Genomic DNA, 19,188 nt, shown 5'->3' on the forward strand with positions numbered 1-19,188 from the left:
ATTAAAAGTTATAAAGTTAAATTTGGTTACTAATTTGCTATATCGGTTAACGGTTGCGCATAGCTACTTGTTTGGTTGTTTTGCCCAAACCATGCAAGTTGCGAGTGCAAGGCGGCTACTTCACCAATAATAAGTAATGCTGGCGATACAATGCTGTTGCGTTCAATTAAATCGGCAAGCTCGCCTAATTGGCCTGTTACTACACGTTGATTTTTGCGCGTGCCATTTTCGATCACGGCAACTGGCGTGTCGGCTTTACGGCCATGCTGTAAGAGCTCAGCTTGAATGTGCGGTGACTTAATTACGCCCATGTATATAGCAAGCGTTTGATTTGGCTTAGCGAGCGATTGCCAATCAAGTTCTTGGCCGTCTTTTTTACAATGCCCAGTTACAAATTGAATAGCCTGAGCATGATCGCGATGCGTAAGCGGAATACCTGCATACGCGCTACACCCTGCTGCAGCTGTAATTCCCGGTACTATTTGGTAATTTACGTTGTTGGCAGCCAATACTTGAACTTCTTCACCGCCGCGGCCATAAATAAAGGGATCGCCCCCTTTAATTCGGCAAACTTTTTTACCTTGTTTAGCGAGGTCAACCAACATTTGGTTAGTATCTTCTTGAACAACACTGTGATCGCCTAAGCGTTTACCTACACAAATTAGGTCGGCATCACGGCGAACCAGCTCCATAATTTCGTCAGACACTAAAAAGTCATATACAACGACATCTGCCTGTTGCATAAGTTGAAGCGCTTTAAGGGTTAAAAGTTCTGGGTCGCCAGGGCCGGCACCTACCACATAAACTTCGCCTTCGGGCTCGGCTTTTGCATCTAGCATTTGTTCAAGTTGTTGCTCAGCACCTTGGGTGTCGCCGGTTTGTACTTTACTTACAACCGATGAGTCGAACACGCCTTCCCAAAATTGGCGGCGGTCCGAAAAGTGCTTAAAGCGCTGTTTTACTTTATCTCTAAAGCCACCCACCAGTGTGGCAAGTGGGCCAATATGTTGTGGTATTAATGTTTCTAACTTTTCGCGTAAACGGCGTGCCAGTACAGGAGCTGTGCCCGCACTCGAAATAGCAATTGTAATAGGGTTACGGTCAACAATTGAAGGGAATATAAACGTGCATTTAGGTTGGTCATCAACCACGTTTACAAACACATTGCGTGCATTGGCAAGCTCAAACACTGTGTTGTTCACCTCGTCTCGGTCGGTTGCAGCAATAACTAGCATTTTTCCGTTTAGGTGCGACTCGTCAAAGTAGGCATCTATTAGGGTAACTTCGTTGTGTTGTGCATGCTCTTTTAATTCGTCACAAAACCAAGGCGCCACTAAGGTGACATCTGCACGGGCTTTTAAAAACGCGCGGCACTTGCGTAATGCGACCTCTCCACCGCCAACAACCAATACAGGTTTGTTGTCGAGTTTGGTAAAGATAGGTAAATATTGCACGTTTGTAACACCCCTAAACAATTTTATAAAAACGCTCTAATCTGTTGCGCAGAATATAGCGGCTATGTGTAAGTAAAAAATAATTAAAACCAAGTTGATATAACCAAAAGTTATATTGGGTGGCGGTTTTAAGCCTAAGGCTGAGTTAACAAGGGATTGCGACCAGTTACAAGTAAAATAATAAGCTTAGAGTGTTTGGTTATGAGCTATAGCGAGTTTTTTTTAATTTGTTAATATAAAGCATATTAATTTGACCCAAATAGGGCAAGGGAGTTCGTATGACAAAACAACAAGACGCATTACTCGCGGCAAAGCTTATGGATTTAACTAGCTTAAACAAAAGCGATACTACAAAAGATATTGAAACTTTGATCAATAGCATTAGGCCAACATTAGGCACACCGGCGGCAGTATGTGTATATAGCGATTTTGTTGACGATGCAAAAATAGCGCTTGCTGCACGAGAGCTTAGCCACGTTAAAGTTGCAACGGTGACTAACTTTCCGACAGGTGATGCCCCATTAAGCGATGTAATTAACGAAACTCTCATAGCCATTGAACGCGGTGCCGATGAAATCGACCTTGTTATCCCCTATAAAAAATTAACTGCAGGGGATACGCAAACCGCGCTTAACTACGTAAGTGAAAGTAAAAAAGCATGCGGCACTAAAGCTCAGCTAAAAGTAATTATAGAAAGCGGTGAGCTAAAAACCGAGGCGTTGATTGCCCAGGCGACCGAACTGGCTATTAAAGGCGGTGCTGATTTTGTAAAAACCAGTACCGGCAAAGTCGCTATAAATGCGACGCTTGAGTCAACTAAAGTAATGTTAACCACCATTAAAAATTCAGGAAAACGAGTGGGTTTTAAAGCGGCAGGTGGTGTTAAAACGGTGGCTGATGCCAGTGAATATTTGGCACTAGCCCGTTCAATAATGAGCGATGACTACCTACAAGCCAGCACATTTAGGTTTGGTGCTTCAAGCCTATTAAGCGATGTATATAAAGAATTAGAAAAATAACAAAGGATAAATAATGAGAACAAGAAATTCAGGGATGCAAAGTTTGGTTAATAATTTAATTAAAGGTACCTTTGTTGTCGGTGTAATTGGATTTGGTTTAACCGCGTGTACTAACCCGAGTACTCCCGCAGGCGAAGAAGGTTATGTTTACGAAAAACCACGGGTATTTGGCGAAGGTGGTTACCAAGGTACCATGATAGGGCCTGCTAATTATGGTATGTCACTGTTGCGTAATGAAGTGGTGAACATAGATATGCGGCCTAATACGTACACCGAAACATTTAGAATATTAGCTAATGATGATTTGAACATTAAATTTGATTTTCACGCTGTTATTGCCATTCAAAGTGGCTCAGTGCAAACCGTTGTTGAACAATATGGTGCAGAAAATTGGTACAAACGTTTTGTGCGTGAAACGTTTAGAACTTACGTAAGAGATACCGTGCAAAAGTACGACAGTGGTGAACTTAAAACAAACCGCGAAAAAATAGCACTAGAGGTCACACTGCGTTTGCAAAATTATTTATCAACCACCCCCTTTAAGCTTGCCAATGTGGTTGTAGGTAATATTAACTATCCTGACATTGTTGCTAATGCGGTAGAGAAAAAACTAGCTGCGCAACAATTGCTCGCCGAAAAAGAAACACAAAAAGAAATTGCGCGAAAAGATGCAGAAATACGCGTCGAAGAAGCGAAGGGGATTGCGCAGGCACAAAAAATTATTAACGCTACGCTTACGGCTAATTATTTACAACATGAAGCCATAAATGCGCAAATAAAAATGGCTGAGTCGCCAAACCATACAACGGTTTATATTCCTGTGGGTAATAATGGCGTGCCACTCGTTAAAGGGGCTAATTAAGCCTTTTTATTATTAAGGACTTAATTGTTTATCGAGATTTTGCATTGCGTGTATCTTTTAGGCTTGTGTAAATGATTTGCGTAAGTATAATAGGCATCCACTTTGCAGGGGCGTAGTTCCAATTGGTAGAACAGCGGTCTCCAAAACCGACGGTTGGGAGTTCGAATCTCTCCGCCCCTGCCACTTTACTCACTAATATGAGTAAGTCTGGGGTTAAAAATCGGTTTAAATAAGTCTGTTTTTAAGTTTAGATTTTAATGGATTAACCCTGCCGACGCGTAGGGTTGTTGTGTCTGTAGTTAAGGTAATAATATTATGAGCACGAATGTAGAAACACCATCAAGTGGGATGGAGTCAGTAAAGTGGTTAGTAGCAATCGCGCTACTTGCAGGCGCAGTTGTTGGTAACCATATGTATGCAGATCAGTCTGTATTACTACGTGCTATCGGCGTTGTGGTTGCAATAGCGGCCGGATTAGCCATTGCCTCACAAACTTTTAAGGGACGTACCTTCCTTGCTTTTGCTAAAGAAGCTCGTATTGAAGTACGCAAAGTTATTTGGCCAACGCGTCAAGAAACTACCCACACGACATTAATTGTAATGGTTGCAACCGTGATTATGGCGCTTATCCTTTGGGGATTAGATGGCATTTTATTCCGCGCTGTTGGCTTTTTAACTGGATTGGAGATCTGATCCCATGTCGGATGAGAACAAAGAAATTAAATTACGTTGGTACGTAGTACAAGCATTTTCTGGTTATGAAAAGCGTGTAGCTCAAACGTTAACTGAACACATTAAAATTGAAGGTCTTGAAGAGAGCTTTGGTGAAATATTAGTACCAACTGAAGAAGTTGTTGAGATGCGCGCTGGCCAAAAGCGTAAATCTGAGCGTAAATTCTTCCCAGGTTACGTATTAGTACAAATGGATATGAATGACGCTAGCTGGCACTTAGTGAACAGCACAGAGCGTGTAATGGGCTTCATTGGTGGTACATCTGACCGTCCAGCGCCAATTAGCTCTAAAGAAGCTGACCGTATTCTTAACCGTTTACAAGAAAATGCTGAAGCACCTAAACCTGCTACATTATTTGAACCAGGTGAAGTTGTTCGTGTTACTGATGGCCCATTTGCCGACTTTAGTGGTGTGGTTGAAGAAGTTGACTACGAAAAAAGCCGCGTAAAAGTATCTGTACTTATTTTTGGTCGTTCTACGCCAGTTGAACTTGAGTTTGGTCAAGTTGAACAAGATAAGTAATTGATTAAAAAAGCTTCGCCAGAGTTTTTATAAATTTTGGCACGAAGCTTGAAAAAGGCCGCTGATTAACTTATAATCAGCGGCCTTTTTGTATTAAGGTAAAAATTTATTTTTACTATACAAAAAGTACGAAACCAATTTTTAAACTGGGAAGCCGTTAGAGTACGCGTCCTCGCGCGCACAAGGCTAAGACCCACCAAATGAGGTATTTATAATGGCTAAAAAAGTTGAAGCTCTAATCAAGCTACAAGTTGCCGCTGGTATGGCTAACCCTAGTCCTCCAGTAGGTCCTGCACTAGGTCAACACGGTGTAAACATCATGGAATTCTGTAAAGCGTTCAACGCACGTACAGAATCTATCGAAAAAGGCGCTCCAGTTCCTGTAGTGATCTCTGTTTACGGTGACCGTTCATTTACGTTCGACATGAAAACGCCACCTGCTGCTTACTTACTTAAGAAAGCTGCTGGTATCAAGTCAGGCTCAGGCCGTCCTAACACTGATAAAGTAGGCACAGTAACTCGTGCTCAACTTGAAGAGATTGTTGAGACAAAACGAACTGACCTTACAGCTGCCGATATGGACGCAGCGGTTCGCACTATCGCAGGTTCTGCGCGTGCGATGGGCTTGAACGTAGAGGACTAAGAAATGGCTAAATTAACTAAACGTATGCGTACTATCCGCGAAAAAGTGGAAGTAACTAAAGATTACGAAATCAATGAAGCAGTTGCTCTTTTAAAAGAGTTAGCAACAGCTAAATTCGTAGAAAGTGTTGACGTTGCTGTTAACCTTGGTATCGATGCTCGTAAATCTGATCAAAACGTTCGTGGTGCAACTGTACTACCTAACGGTACTGGTCGTGACGTTCGCGTTGCAGTATTCACACAAGGCGCTAACGCAGAAGCTGCGAAAGAAGCCGGTGCTGAATTAGTTGGTATGGAAGATCTTGCTGAGCTAGTTAAAAAAGGCGAGATGGATTTTGACGTTGTTGTTGCATCTCCAGACGCTATGCGTGTTGTTGGTCAACTAGGTCAAATTTTAGGTCCACGTGGTCTAATGCCAAACCCTAAAACTGGTACTGTAACACCTAACGTTGCAGAAGCAGTTAAAAATGCGAAAGCTGGTCAAGTGCGTTACCGCAATGACAAAAATGGTATCATCCACACTACTATTGGTAAGGTTGATTTCACAGCTGAGCAACTTCAACAAAACCTTGAAGCTCTAATTGTTGCACTTAAGAAGGCTAAACCTTCTCAAGCTAAAGGTGTTTACTTGAAAAAAGTAACTATCTCTACAACAATGGGCGCAGGTGTTTCTGTTGACCAAGCTACTTTAAACACAGTAGTTGCTTAATTTAGTGTTTACATGGCACGAAATTTGTACTATAATTTCGCGCCATTTTGTTGATTAATTTATTAATTAGCAAAGTAAAGAATTCGGGTTGAAGTCCATAATTTCGGTGCGCCTTTGGCAAAGCGATAAATTGGGCTTCCGTCCAAGACCGTAGGCGGCTTAGGCCTTAATTTTACCTACGTAGACGGTGTAGACCCCAGATAGATTTTTCCTAATCCTTCTGGCTCTCGCCGTAAAAAGCATCTCTACCTTTGTTTGGTAGGGAAGAGTAGAACAGGGGAAACCGATTGTCGGTAACCCCATTAAACCAGGAGTAACACCCATGGCTTTAAATCTTCAAGGCAAAAAAGCAATAGTTGCTGAAGTCAACGAAGCAGCCAATGGTGCTCTATCTGCAGTTGTTGCAGATTCTCGTGGTGTAACAGTTGGCGCAATCACTGCCCTTCGTAAAGAAGCTCGTGAAGCTGGTGTATGGATGAAAGTTGTTCGTAACACTTTAGCAAAACGTGCTCTTGAAGGAACAGATTTTGAGTGTCTTTCTGATTCATTTGTTGGTCCAAGCTTAATCGCTTTCTCATCAGAGCACCCTGGTGCTGCTGCGCGTATCTTTTCAGATTTCGCGAAAAAGAATGAGAAATTTGAGCTTAAAACGGCCGCTTTTGAAGGTAACGTAGTAGATGCAGCTATGCTTGCAACTCTACCTACATACGACGAAGCTGTTGCACGCTTAATGAGTGCTATGAAAGAAGCGTCTGCTGGCAAATTGTGTAAAACAATTGAAGCAGTACGTGTACAGAAAGAAGAGCAAGCTGCTTAATTTTAAGTTGTTTAATCCTTTCGGTGTAAAATTTATTTGGACCTAGAGTCCGTTAATTATTAGGAAATTTGTAATGTCTGTATCTAAAGACCAAATCCTTGACGCAATTGCTGAAATGTCAGTAATGGACGTTGTTGCTCTTGTTGAAGCAATGGAAGAAAAATTCGGCGTAACTGCTGCAGCTGCTATGGTAGCAGGTCCTGCTGCTGAAGCTGCTGAAGAGAAAACAGAATTTGACGTAATCCTTACTGGCGCTGGCGCTAACAAGGTTGCTGCAATCAAAGCTGTTCGTAGCGCTACAGGCCTTGGCCTTAAAGAAGCTAAAGCACTTGTTGAAGCTGCTCCTACACCTGTTAAAGAAGGTGTATCTAAAGAAGAAGCTGAAGCACTTGCAAAAGACCTTACTGAAGCTGGTGCTGAAGTTGAGGTTAAGTAATTTAGCTTACGCTAAGTTCGCTGCCTGAGAAATCAGGCAAGGGCTGGTGATTATTTAATCACCGGCCTTTTTGCGCTATGGAGTGATGCACTCTTATAGCGCAAATAAAATCTAATTATTTCTTTACTTTCAACGCTTTATAGTTTGCTAGTGTTGAGAAGGGATTTAATTAGAACAACAATAAAATGTTGTAAATCTTGGCATAGCTGCCAGTTAAGTCTGTTCTTACAAGAACAGGTCGGGTCAAAGATCAGCAAGCTGAGGAACCCCATGGCTTACTCTTATTCTGAAAAGAAACGTATCCGTAAGGATTTTGGTAAACGTCCACAAGTTTTGGATATACCTTTTTTACTGTCTACACAGTTAGAATCGTTTAAAAAATTCTTAGTGCCGGACGCTGATGGCGATCATGGTTTGGAAGCTGCCTTCCGTTCTGTGTTCCCTATAAAAAGCTACTCGGGAAATTCTGAGCTTCAATACGTAAGTTACCGTATTGGTGAGCCAGTTTTCGATGTAAAAGAATGTCAAATTCGCGGTGTGACTTATTCTGCTCCACTTCGCGTGAAACTGCGTCTTGTTGTTATGGACAAAGAAGCTCCAGGCACAGTTAAAGACATTAAAGAGCAAGAAGTTTACATGGGCGAAATTCCGCTCATGACCGATACCGGTACCTTTGTAATCAATGGTACAGAGCGTGTTATCGTTTCTCAGCTACACCGTAGCCCTGGTGTATTCTTTGATAACGACCGCGGTAAAACTCATTCATCAGGTAAAGTATTATATAACGCACGCGTTATTCCTTACCGTGGTTCATGGTTAGACTTCGAATTTGATGCAAAAGATAACTTATATGTACGTATTGACCGTCGTCGTAAATTACCGGCGTCTATCATATTACGTGCACTTGAGTACTCTAGTGAAGAAATCCTAGATATCTTCTTCGATACAACTGCGTTTGAAGTAGCTGACGGTAAAGTTCTTATGGAACTTGTACCTTCGCGTTTACGTGGTGAAACTGCCGCTTTTGATATCAAAGGCGAAGACGGTGAAGTACTTGTTGAAAGTGGGCGTCGTGTTACGGCTCGTCACATCAAGAGTATCGAGAAAAAAGGCATTACTCAGTTAGAAGTACCTCACGAGTACATCATTGGCCGTATTATTTCTAAAAACTACGTTGATGAATCAACGGGTGAAGTTATTGCAAATGCGAATGATGAATTAACTCTTGAGCTTATGGCTGAATTAGTTAAAGCCGGTCACACTACCATTGATACATTGTATATCAATGAAGTGGACAGCGGTGCTTACATGTCAAATACATTGAACATTGACTCTTCAAGCAACCGTTTAGAAGCACTAGTAGAAATTTATCGCATGATGCGCCCAGGCGAGCCACCGACGAAAGACGCGGCTGAAGCCTTATTCCAAAACTTGTTCTTCTCTGAAGAACGTTACGACCTTTCAACTGTTGGTCGTATGAAGTTTAATAGCCGTGTTGGTTACGATTCTGACACAGGCCCAGGCACATTAAGCAAAGAAGACATCGTGTCTGTTATGAAGGTATTAATTGCTATTCGTAACGGTCAAGGCGATGTTGATGATATCGACCACTTAGGCAACCGTCGTATACGTAGTGTTGGCGAAATGGCTGAGAACCAATTCCGTGTTGGTCTAGTACGTGTAGAACGTGCTGTGCGTGAGCGTTTAAGCTTAGGTGACCTTGACGCGATAATGCCACAAGATCTTATTAACGCTAAGCCTATTTCGGCAGCGGTTAAAGAGTTCTTCGGCTCGTCTCAGTTATCACAGTTTATGGACCAAAATAACCCGCTATCAGAAGTTACGCATAAGCGCCGTATTTCTGCATTAGGTCCGGGCGGTCTAACTCGTGAACGCGCTGGCTTTGAAGTACGTGACGTTCACGTAACTCACTACGGTCGCGTATGTCCAATCGAGACGCCAGAGGGTCCAAACATCGGTCTAATTAACTCATTGTCTACGTATGCACGTACAAATGACTATGGTTTCTTAGAAACACCTTACCGCAAAGTGGTAGACGGTGTAGTAACTGATGAAGTTGATTACTTATCAGCCATTGAAGAAGGTCAGTTTGTTATCGCACAGGCGAACTCAAACTTAACTGAAACCAATGAGTTTGTAGATGAACTTATTCCATGTCGTCACAAAGGTGAATCAACCTTTATGGGTCGCATGGACCAGCAATATATGGATGTATCACCACAACAGGTGATCTCTGTAGCAGCAGCACTTATCCCGTTCCTAGAACACGATGATGCTAACCGCGCATTGATGGGTTCAAACATGCAACGTCAAGCAGTACCAACATTGAAAGCGGATAAACCGTTAGTAGGTACAGGTATTGAGTTAACACTAGCGAAAGACTCTGGTGTAACGATTGTTGCAAAACGTGGTGGTGAAGTAATGTATGCCGACGCAAGTCGCATCGTTGTAAACGTACATGAAGAAGAACGCATCCCTGGTGAAGCGGGCATCGACATCTACAACTTAACCAAATACACACGTTCTAACCAAAATACATGTATTAACCAAAAACCAACGTGTATGGTTGGTGAACCGGTTACTCGTGGTGACGTGTTAGCAGATGGTCCTTCGACTGACTTAGGTGACTTAGCCCTTGGTCAAAACCTTCGCGTGGCATTTATGCCATGGAACGGTTACAACTTCGAGGATTCAATCTTACTATCAGAGCGCGTAGTTGAAGAAGATCGTCTTACGACTATCCACATTCAAGAACTACAGTGTGTTGCCCGTGATACTAAATTAGGTCCAGAAGAGATCACTGCAGATATCCCGAATGTGGGTGAATCTGCACTAGGCAAGCTTGATGAATCAGGCGTTGTTTATATTGGTGCTGAAGTTAAAGGCGGCGATATCCTAGTAGGTAAAGTGACTCCGAAAGGCGAAACACAGCTTACACCTGAAGAGAAGCTACTGCGTGCTATCTTCGGCGAAAAAGCATCTGACGTTAAAGACAGCTCTTTACGTGTACCAAACTCTGTAACTGGTACTGTAATTGACGTGCAAGTTTTCACCCGTGATGGTGTTGAAAAAGATAAGCGTGCGTTAGAAGTTGAAGACATGCAGCTTCGCGAAGCGAAGAAAGACTTCAACGAAGAGTTCCGTATTCTTGAAGCTGGCGTTTTAGAACGCGCTCGCAAGCTACTTGTAGCTGCTGGCTTTGATGAAAACAACTTAGTGTCATTAAATGCTGAAAAACTATTAACTCAAAGCCTTGCTGAAGAAGATAAGCAAGCTGAACTTGAGCAACTAGCTGCACAGTACGATGAACTTAAAGCTGAATACGATAAGAAGTTTGAAAACAAACGTCGTAAAATTACTCAAGGTGATGACCTAGCACCAGGCGTACTTAAAATTGTTAAAGTATACCTAGCTGTTAAACGTCGTATCCAACCGGGTGATAAGATGGCGGGTCGTCATGGTAACAAAGGTGTTATCTCGACTATCGTACCAGTAGAAGATATGCCATACGATGACAAAGGTCGTACGGTAGATATCGTACTAAATCCACTAGGTGTACCATCGCGTATGAACATCGGTCAGATCCTTGAAACACATATGGGTCTTGCTGCACGTGGTATCGGTGAGCGTTTAGAAGAAATGATGAAAGAGCAACGTGAGCTTCATGAGCTACGTGAATTCATCAAGCAAGCTTACGAAATTGGTGAATCTCGCCAAGTTGTAGACATTGCAAGTTTCTCTGATGACGAAATTCGTCGCCTAGCTGAAAACTTAAAAGGTGGTTTACCAATCGCTACTCCTGCATTTGATGGCGCTAAAGAAAGCGAAATCAAAGACATGCTAGAGCTTGGTGGATACCCTAGAAGTGGTCAGGTTACACTTTATGATGGCCGTACTGGCGATCAGTTTGAACGTCAAGTAACCGTTGGTTACATGTACATGCTTAAACTTAACCACTTGGTTGATGATAAGATGCACGCGCGTTCTACTGGTTCTTACAGCCTTGTTACTCAGCAGCCGCTGGGTGGTAAAGCACAGTTCGGTGGCCAGCGTTTTGGTGAGATGGAAGTATGGGCGCTTGAAGCTTACGGTGCTGCTTACACTCTACAAGAAATGCTAACAGTGAAGTCGGATGACGTGAATGGTCGTACTAAGATGTATAAAAACATCGTTGATGGTAACCACAAGATGGAACCAGGTATGCCAGAATCGTTCAACGTATTGTTGAAAGAAATCCGCTCACTGGGTATCAACATCGAGTTGGAAGAAAATTAAGCCAATTAGATGCTGCAGTTAACGCTGCAGCATCTGTTACGGCTGAATAGAATGTAGGGACGAGATTATCCGTCCTCAAGATTAACTCCGACAGGAGAGCTAAGGTGAAAGACTTACTTAAGTTTCTGAAGCAACAAAATAAGACCGAAGAATTCGATGCAATTCGCATTGGTCTTGCTTCACCAGACATGGTTCGTTCATGGTCATACGGTGAAGTAAAGAAACCTGAGACTATTAACTACCGTACTTTCAAGCCTGAGCGCGATGGCTTATTCTGTGCCCGTATTTTCGGCCCAGTGAAAGATTATGAGTGTTTATGTGGTAAATATAAACGCCTTAAACACCGTGGTGTGATCTGTGAGAAGTGTGGCGTTGAAGTTACACTGACCAAAGTGCGTCGTGATCGTATGGGTCATATTGACCTTGCGAGCCCAGTAGCACATATATGGTTTTTAAAATCATTACCGTCACGTATCGGCTTAATGCTAGATATGACGCTTCGTGATATTGAACGTGTTCTTTACTTCGAATCGTTCGTAGTAACTGAGCCAGGTATGACAACGCTTGAGCGTGGTCAGTTACTAGGTGAAGAAGAATACCTAGATGCATTAGAAGAGCACGGTGATGAGTTTGAAGCGAAGATGGGTGCTGAAGCAGTTTTAGACTTGCTTCGTGAACTTGATCTTGGCCAATTAATTGCTGAGATGCGTGAAGAGTTACCAACAATTAACTCTGAAACTAAGCGTAAAAAAATCACTAAACGTCTTAAGTTAATGGAATCGTTCCACCAATCAGGTAATAACCCTGAGTGGATGATCATGACAGTACTTCCAGTATTGCCACCTGATCTACGCCCATTAGTACCACTAGACGGTGGTCGTTTTGCAACATCTGATCTAAATGACCTTTACCGTCGTGTTATTAACCGTAATAACCGTCTTAAGCGTCTATTAGATTTAGCTGCACCAGATATTATCGTACGCAACGAAAAACGTATGTTACAAGAAGCGGTAGATGCGCTACTTGATAACGGTCGTCGTGGTCGTGCAATTACAGGTTCTAACAAGCGCCCGCTTAAATCGCTTGCTGATATGATCAAGGGTAAGCAAGGTCGTTTCCGTCAGAACTTACTTGGTAAGCGTGTAGATTACTCTGGCCGTTCTGTAATCACAGTGGGTCCTACGCTTAAGCTTCACCAATGTGGTCTTCCTAAGAAGATGGCACTTGAGTTATTCAAACCGTTTATCTATGGCAAATTAGAGCGTCGCGGCATGGCTACGACAATTAAAGCTGCTAAGAAAATGGTAGAGCGTGAAGTTGCGGAAGTATGGGATGTATTAGACGAAGTAATTCGTGAACATCCAGTATTACTTAACCGTGCACCAACACTTCACCGTTTGGGTATCCAAGCGTTTGAGCCTGTGCTTATCGAAGGTAAAGCGATTCATTTGCATCCATTAGTATGTGCGGCGTACAACGCCGATTTCGATGGTGACCAAATGGCGGTACACGTACCGTTAACAATCGAGGCACAGCTTGAAGCACGTGCATTGATGATGTCTACAAACAACATTCTATCTCCTGCGAATGGTGAGCCAATCATCGTTCCTTCACAGGATGTTGTATTGGGTCTTTACTACATGACCCGTGATTGCATCAACGCAAAAGGCGAAGGCGCAATATTTAAAGATCCAAAAGAAGCAGAAAAAGCATACCGCAGTGGCAATGCAGACCTTCACGCTATTGTGAAAGTACGTATTAGCCAGTCAGTTGCTAACGAACACGGTGTAGTAGAAGATACTACAACGGTTATCGAAACAACCGTAGGTCGTGCAATTCTGTCTCTAATTTTACCAACTGGTATGCCGTTTGAGTCAATCAACCAGCCACTAGGTAAAAAACAGATTTCTAGCTTGTTGAATGAATGTTACCGTCGCTTAGGCCTTAAAGACACCGTTGTGTTTGCTGACCAAGTTATGTACACCGGTTTCCATTACGCAATGAAGTCTGGTGTTTCTATCGGTATCGATGACTTAGTTATCCCACCGGTTAAAGCGCAGATCATTGAATCAGCAGAAGCTGAAGTAACTGAAATCAACCAACAATTCCAATCAGGTCTTGTAACGGCTGGTGAGAAGTACAACAAAGTTATCGATATCTGGTCACGTGTAAATGAAAACTTATCACGCGAGATGATGGCTAACTTGTCGAAAGACACCGTTATAAACGCGAAAGGTGAAGAAGTAGAGCAACCGTCATTTAACTCAGTGTTTATGATGGCAGACTCAGGTGCTCGTGGTAGTGCCGCTCAGATCCGTCAGCTAGCAGGTATGCGTGGTCTAATGGCACGTCCAGATGGTTCAATCATCGAGACACCAATCACGGCTAACTTCCGTGAAGGTCTAAACGTACTTCAGTACTTCATCTCAACGCACGGTGCGCGTAAAGGTCTAGCCGATACTGCACTGAAAACTGCGAACTCGGGTTACCTAACGCGTCGTTTAGTAGACGTTGCGCAAGATTTGGTAATCAACGAAGACGACTGTGGCACAGAAGATGGCTTAACAATGAAACCGCTTATTGAAGGTGGTGATGTTGTAGAAGCACTTCGTGAACGTGTTCTTGGTCGTGTTGTTGCTGAAGATATCGTTATTCCAGGTACTAACACAGTACTTGTAGAACGTAATATCATGCTTGACGAAAAACTGTGTGACCTTTTAGAAGAGCACTCAGTAGATGAAGTTCGCGTACGCTCAGTTATTACATGTGATAACGACTTTGGTGTATGTGCTAAGTGTTATGGTCGTGACCTTGCACGTGGTCATATCATCAACGCGGGTGAATCTGTAGGTGTTATCGCGGCGCAGTCAATCGGTGAGCCGGGTACACAGCTTACGATGCGTACCTTCCACATCGGTGGTGCAGCATCAAGAGCGTCAGCTGAAAATAATGTACAAGTTAAAACTAACGGTACATTAAAACTTCACAATGCTAAGTATGTGTTAAACACAGACGGTAAGATTGTTATTACTTCTCGTTCAACGGAAATCACTATCATCGATAGTCATGGCCGTGAGAAAGAGCGTTATAAAGTACCTTATGGTGCAGTATTAACAGTGCAAGACAATGCAGAAGTTCAAGGTAACGACATTGTTGCTACTTGGGACCCGCATAGTCACCCAATCGTTCTTGAGCACAAATCAAAAGTATCGTTTAGCGATATCGATGACTCGAATACAGAGACACAAACCGATGAACTAACCGGTTTAACTCGTATCGTAGTTAAAGACCTTGCTAAAGCGAATGCTAAAGAGCCTAAACTTATCATCGAAAGTGATGAGCGTGGTCTGCAAGAAACACGTCTTCCTTCATTCACAACGATTGAAGTAACAGATGGTGCGACTGCAAACCCTGGTGACGTGTTAGCACGTATCCCGCAAGAAGGTTCTAAAACTCGTGATATCACGGGTGGTCTACCACGCGTAGCCGACTTATTTGAAGCGCGTAAACCTAAAGAGCCAGCTATCTTAGCTGAGATCACAGGTACTATTAGCTTCGGTAAAGAAACTAAAGGTAAGAAGCGTTTAGTTATTACTCCACCAGAAGGCGATCATTACGAAGAAATGATTCCTAAGTGGCGTCAACTTAACGTGTTTGAAGGTGAGCAAGTGTCTAAAGGTGAAGTTATCGCCGATGGTCCTGAATCACCACATGACATCTTACGCTTACGTGGTGTGACTCATGTTGCTAACTACATCGTTAACGAAGTGCAAGAGGTTTACCGTTTGCAAGGCGTTAAGATCAATGACAAGCACATTGAAACAATTATCCGTCAGATGATTCGTAAATGTACAATTATACACGGTGGTGATACTGAGTTCTTAGCGGGTGAGCAAATTGAAGTAGCTCGCGTTAATATCGCTAATCGTGACCTTGAAAAACAAGGTAAAATCCCAGCGAAGTTTGAAATACAACTTATGGGTATCACGAAAGCATCACTAGCGACAGAATCTTTCATCTCTGCAGCGTCTTTCCAAGAAACAACACGTGTTCTTACAGATGCAGCAGTGAATGGTAAGAGCGATGAGCTTCGCGGTCTGAAAGAAAACGTAATTGTGGGTCGTTTGATCCCAGCCGGTACCGGTTTTGCGTATCATCAAGATCGTATGGCTCGCCGTAAACAAAGCAAAGAAGTAGTAGAAGAGCAAACAGTAAGCGCTGAAGAGGCAACTCAAGCACTAACTGATGCACTAAATGCTGATTTGTCTGGAAATCAATAAACTGTTCTTAATCAATGCATTAAGAGATCGTAAGGCAGTTAAGTGCTGTCTTACGATTAGTTTAGGTTGACAGGTTAAACTTTGCTCATTAAAATTCCGCCACCCATTTACTTGTGTGCTAATTGCAGGCAAGTAATAAAGGGCGGATTTTTTTATTTTTTTCAGTAGTAATTTTAATTTCAGGAGCTATTTAAATGGCAACTATTAACCAGCTAGTGCGTAAGCCACGCCGTAGCAAGGTTACGAAAAGTAACTCAGCTGCACTAAAAGCGTGTCCGCAAAAGCGCGGTGTATGTACTCGTGTATATACAACTACACCTAAGAAACCAAACTCAGCGTTACGTAAAGTAGCTCGTGTACGTTTAACTAACGGTTTCGAAGTAACATCTTACATCGGTGGTGAAGGTCATAACCTTCAAGAGCACAGTGTAATCCTAATCCGTGGTGGTCGTGTTAAAGATTTACCAGGTGTGCGTTTTCACACTGTACGTGGTGCACTTGACTGTGCAGGCGTTAGCGACCGTCGTCAAGCTCGTTCTAAATACGGTGCAAAACGCCCTAAAGGGTAATTGTATTCCGTTAGTAAGGCCAAGCACTAAATATCATTAATTATTGTTTTGGGTGATTGACTCGAAAGAGCAAACCTGAATAAACCGGAGATACAAAATGCCTAGAAGACGCGTAATAGGTCAACGTAAAATTCTTCCAGATCCTAAGTTCGGATCGGAACTTCTTGCTAAATTCGTTAACATCGTAATGTTAGACGGCAAGAAATCTACTGCTGAAAAAATTGTTTATGGTGCGCTAGACGTGGCTGCTGAGAAATCAGGCAAGTCGCACCTAGAAATCTTTGAATCTGCACTTGATAACATCCGTCCACAAGTTGAGGTTAAATCTCGCCGTGTTGGTGGTTCAACTTATCAAGTACCAGTTGAAGTACGTCCAGTTCGTCGCAACGCATTAGGTATGCGTTGGTTAGTAGACGCTGCACGTAAGCGTGGCGAAAAATCTATGGGCTTACGTTTAGCTCAAGAAATCGTTGACGCTGCTGATAATAAAGGCACTGCGGTTAAGAAACGTGAAGACGTTCACCGTATGGCTGAAGCGAATAAAGCATTCGCTCATTACCGTTGGTAATCTGTCCTTAACCTTTAAGAGGATCATATGGCACGTACAACTCCACTTGAGCGCTACCGTAATATCGGCATAGTAGCTCACGTAGATGCAGGCAAAACCACCACAACAGAACGTGTTCTGTTCTACACAGGTCTTTCTCATAAGATCGGTGAAGTACATGATGGCGCTGCAACTATGGACTGGATGGAGCAGGAACAAGAGCGTGGTATCACAATCACTTCTGCTGCAACAACGTGTTTTTGGAAAGGGATGGACGCTCAATTTGACGCCCATCGTATCAATATTATTGATACTCCAGGACACGTAGATTTCACCATCGAAGTAGAGCGTTCTTTACGCGTACTTGATGGTGCGGTAGTTGTGCTTTGTGCTTCTTCTGGTGTACAGCCGCAAACTGAAACAGTTTGGCGTCAAGCGAACAAATACGAAGTTCCGAGAATGATCTTCGTAAATAAAATGGATCGCACGGGCGCTGACTTTTTAGCTGTTGTTAGCCAGGTGAAATCTCGTCTTGGAGCAACGCCTGTTCCAATTCAGTTGCCAGTAGGCGCTGAGGACGACTTTAAAGGTGTTATTGACCTTATAAAAATGAAAGTGATTAACTGGAACGAAGCGGACCAGGGTATGACTTTCACATATGAGGCAATACCGGCAGAACTTCTTGAATCAGCTGAAGAATGGCGCTCTCATTTAATTGAAAGCGCTGCTGAAGCCTCAGAAGAACTAATGGACAAATACTTAGAAGGTGAAGAGTTAAGTGAAGCAGAAATTAAAAATGCTTTACGCCAACGCACATTAGCCAATGAGATTGTTCCAGTAACTTGTGGAAGCGCATTTAAAAACAAAGGTGTTCAAGCTGTGCTTGACGGCGTTGTTGAATACATGCCTTCACCAGAACAAGTTAAACAAATCCAAGGTATCTTAGAAGATGGTACCGAAGAGGAACGTCCAGCTGATGATAAAGCGCCGTTTGCTGCACTTGCATTTAAAATTGCAACAGACCCGTTTGTTGGTACTTTAACCTTTTTCCGCGTTTACTCTGGTACTGTTAAACAGGGTGACGCGGTATACAACCCAGTTAAAAGTAAGCGTGAGCGACTTGGCCGTATCGTACAGATGCATTCAAACTCTCGTGAAGAGATCAAAGAAGTCTACGCAGGCGACATCGCGGCGGCTATTGGTCTTAAAGACGTTACAACAGGTGAGACGCTGTGTGCTCCGAATTCAATTATTACGCTTGAGCGTATGGAATTCCCAGAACCAGTTATCTCTGTTGCGGTTGAGCCTCGCACAATCGCTGACCAGGATAAGATGGGTATCGCGCTAGGTAAACTAGCGGCTGAAGATCCGTCTTTCCGCGTACAAACCGACGAAGAATCAGGCCAGACAATTATTTCTGGTATGGGTGAACTTCACCTAGATATTATCGTCGACCGTATGAAACGTGAATTCAGTGTTGAATGTAACGTTGGTAAGCCGCAGGTTTCATACCGTGAAGCTATTCGTTCAACTGTTGAAGTTGAAGGAAAGTTCATTCGTCAATCAGGTGGTCGTGGTCAATATGGTCACGTTTGGTTGAAGCTTGAACCGATGGATATTTCGGATGATGATTCTCCAATTTACGAATTCGTTAACGAAACCGTAGGTGGATCAGTTCCTAAAGAATACATCCCAGCGGTAGACAAAGGTATCCAAGAGCAAATGTCTCAAGGTGTACTGGCAGGCTATCCTTTACTTGGCGTTAAAGCGACTTTATATGATGGTTCATTCCATGATGTAGATTCGAATGAAATGGCATTTAAAATTGCAGGTTCATTAGCTATGAGAGACGGTGCGCTTAAAGCAAATCCGGTTCTTTTAGAACCACTAATGAAGGTTGAGGTAATCACTCCTGACTCAAACATGGGTGATGTAGTTGGCGACTTAAACCGTCGTCGCGGCATGATCGAGGGCATGGAAGATGCACTTGGTGGACTTAAGCAAATAAATGCACAGGTTCCACTGTCTGAAATGTTCGGTTATGCGACTGCTTTACGATCTGCAACTCAAGGTCGTGCTTCTTACTCTATGGAGTTTTTGAAGTACGCTGAAGCCTCTAAGCAGGTTGCAGATACAATAATTTCAGCTCGCGCTGTAATATGATTTTAGCTTGTCTGGCTCAATAGTGAGTCAGGCTTTAATTTCTTAATTAGGAATTTTTTAAGATGGCAAAAGAAAAGTTTGAACGCGTAAAACCGCACGTAAACGTTGGTACAATCGGCCACGTTGACCACGGTAAAAC

At 42.9% G+C, this 19,188-nt stretch carries 14 protein-coding genes, 1 tRNA gene and 1 pseudogene; 15 read left to right on the plus strand and 1 reads right to left on the minus strand.

Annotated features, from left to right (window positions below):
* Positions 1-29: 29 nt before the first annotated feature.
* Positions 30-1,454: a siroheme synthase CysG gene (cysG, locus tag KZZ04_RS13225; protein WP_219422931.1), complete on the minus strand. Its 1,425-nt coding sequence runs from the start codon at positions 1,452-1,454 to the stop codon at positions 30-32.
* A 278-nt stretch (positions 1,455-1,732) separates the two neighbouring features.
* Here cysG and deoC point away from each other — a divergent pair, with 278 nt between their 5' ends.
* From deoC to KZZ04_RS13300, 15 genes and pseudogenes are all read left to right on the plus strand, one after another.
* Positions 1,733-2,473 (plus strand): deoxyribose-phosphate aldolase, encoded by a 741-nt coding sequence (deoC, locus tag KZZ04_RS13230; protein WP_219422932.1) that lies wholly within the window; start codon positions 1,733-1,735, stop codon positions 2,471-2,473.
* A gap of 13 nt (positions 2,474-2,486) precedes the next feature.
* On the plus strand, positions 2,487-3,335 hold the full coding sequence (locus tag KZZ04_RS13235; RefSeq protein WP_219422933.1) for an SPFH domain-containing protein: 849 nt from the start codon (positions 2,487-2,489) through the stop codon (positions 3,333-3,335).
* Between the two features lie 106 nt (positions 3,336-3,441).
* A tRNA-Trp gene (locus tag KZZ04_RS13240) sits at positions 3,442-3,518 on the plus strand.
* Positions 3,519-3,650: 132 nt separating this feature from the next.
* Positions 3,651-4,028, plus strand: a complete 378-nt coding sequence (secE, locus tag KZZ04_RS13245) for a preprotein translocase subunit SecE (protein WP_006791265.1) — start codon at positions 3,651-3,653, stop codon at positions 4,026-4,028.
* A gap of 4 nt (positions 4,029-4,032) precedes the next feature.
* Complete coding sequence (nusG, locus tag KZZ04_RS13250; RefSeq protein WP_006791264.1) at positions 4,033-4,590, plus strand: transcription termination/antitermination protein NusG; 558 nt, start codon at positions 4,033-4,035, stop codon at positions 4,588-4,590.
* Between the two features lie 214 nt (positions 4,591-4,804).
* Positions 4,805-5,233 (plus strand): 50S ribosomal protein L11, encoded by a 429-nt coding sequence (rplK, locus tag KZZ04_RS13255; RefSeq protein WP_002958879.1) that lies wholly within the window; start codon positions 4,805-4,807, stop codon positions 5,231-5,233.
* Between the two features lie 3 nt (positions 5,234-5,236).
* Entirely contained in the window at positions 5,237-5,941 is a 705-nt protein-coding gene (gene rplA, locus KZZ04_RS13260; protein WP_006791263.1) for a 50S ribosomal protein L1, read from the plus strand.
* A gap of 322 nt (positions 5,942-6,263) precedes the next feature.
* On the plus strand, positions 6,264-6,758 hold the full coding sequence (gene rplJ, locus KZZ04_RS13265; RefSeq protein ID WP_054206867.1) for a 50S ribosomal protein L10: 495 nt from the start codon (positions 6,264-6,266) through the stop codon (positions 6,756-6,758).
* Between the two features lie 73 nt (positions 6,759-6,831).
* A complete protein-coding gene (rplL, locus tag KZZ04_RS13270) occupies positions 6,832-7,194 on the plus strand; it encodes a 50S ribosomal protein L7/L12 (RefSeq protein WP_006791261.1) in 363 nt (120 codons plus the stop codon).
* A 270-nt stretch (positions 7,195-7,464) separates the two neighbouring features.
* Positions 7,465-11,490 carry a DNA-directed RNA polymerase subunit beta gene (rpoB, locus tag KZZ04_RS13275; protein ID WP_058405991.1) on the plus strand — a complete coding sequence of 1,342 codons (4,026 nt, stop codon included), beginning with the start codon at positions 7,465-7,467 and terminating at the stop codon, positions 11,488-11,490.
* A 104-nt stretch (positions 11,491-11,594) separates the two neighbouring features.
* Entirely contained in the window at positions 11,595-15,770 is a 4,176-nt protein-coding gene (gene rpoC / locus KZZ04_RS13280; RefSeq protein WP_219422934.1) for a DNA-directed RNA polymerase subunit beta', read from the plus strand.
* Between the two features lie 194 nt (positions 15,771-15,964).
* Positions 15,965-16,339 (plus strand): 30S ribosomal protein S12, encoded by a 375-nt coding sequence (gene rpsL, locus KZZ04_RS13285; protein WP_002958885.1) that lies wholly within the window; start codon positions 15,965-15,967, stop codon positions 16,337-16,339.
* Between the two features lie 97 nt (positions 16,340-16,436).
* Positions 16,437-16,907, plus strand: a complete 471-nt coding sequence (gene rpsG, locus KZZ04_RS13290; RefSeq protein WP_004588211.1) for a 30S ribosomal protein S7 — start codon at positions 16,437-16,439, stop codon at positions 16,905-16,907.
* 27 nt (positions 16,908-16,934) lie between these two features.
* Positions 16,935-19,049, plus strand: a complete 2,115-nt coding sequence (fusA, locus tag KZZ04_RS13295; RefSeq protein WP_219422935.1) for an elongation factor G — start codon at positions 16,935-16,937, stop codon at positions 19,047-19,049.
* A gap of 62 nt (positions 19,050-19,111) precedes the next feature.
* Positions 19,112-19,188: pseudogene (locus KZZ04_RS13300) on the plus strand (elongation factor Tu); the annotation flags it as partial.

This window comes from Pseudoalteromonas sp. CR1, from assembly GCF_019392235.1.
Taxonomy (GTDB): Bacteria; Pseudomonadota; Gammaproteobacteria; order Enterobacterales; family Alteromonadaceae; genus Pseudoalteromonas.

Bases quoted from the DNA above. Each gene is read 5' to 3' on its own strand.
- deoC (WP_219422932.1), top strand. From the start codon at position 1,733: ATGACAAAACAACAAGACGCATTACTCGCGGCAAAGCTTATGGATTTA.
- KZZ04_RS13235 (WP_219422933.1), top strand. From the start codon at position 2,487: ATGAGAACAAGAAATTCAGGGATGCAAAGTTTGGTTAATAATTTAATT.
- secE (WP_006791265.1), top strand. From the start codon at position 3,651: ATGAGCACGAATGTAGAAACACCATCAAGTGGGATGGAGTCAGTAAAG.
- nusG (WP_006791264.1), top strand. From the start codon at position 4,033: ATGTCGGATGAGAACAAAGAAATTAAATTACGTTGGTACGTAGTACAA.
- rplK (WP_002958879.1), top strand. From the start codon at position 4,805: ATGGCTAAAAAAGTTGAAGCTCTAATCAAGCTACAAGTTGCCGCTGGT.
- rplA (WP_006791263.1), top strand. From the start codon at position 5,237: ATGGCTAAATTAACTAAACGTATGCGTACTATCCGCGAAAAAGTGGAA.
- rplJ (WP_054206867.1), top strand. From the start codon at position 6,264: ATGGCTTTAAATCTTCAAGGCAAAAAAGCAATAGTTGCTGAAGTCAAC.
- rplL (WP_006791261.1), top strand. From the start codon at position 6,832: ATGTCTGTATCTAAAGACCAAATCCTTGACGCAATTGCTGAAATGTCA.
- rpoB (WP_058405991.1), top strand. From the start codon at position 7,465: ATGGCTTACTCTTATTCTGAAAAGAAACGTATCCGTAAGGATTTTGGT.
- rpsL (WP_002958885.1), top strand. From the start codon at position 15,965: ATGGCAACTATTAACCAGCTAGTGCGTAAGCCACGCCGTAGCAAGGTT.
- rpsG (WP_004588211.1), top strand. From the start codon at position 16,437: ATGCCTAGAAGACGCGTAATAGGTCAACGTAAAATTCTTCCAGATCCT.
- fusA (WP_219422935.1), top strand. From the start codon at position 16,935: ATGGCACGTACAACTCCACTTGAGCGCTACCGTAATATCGGCATAGTA.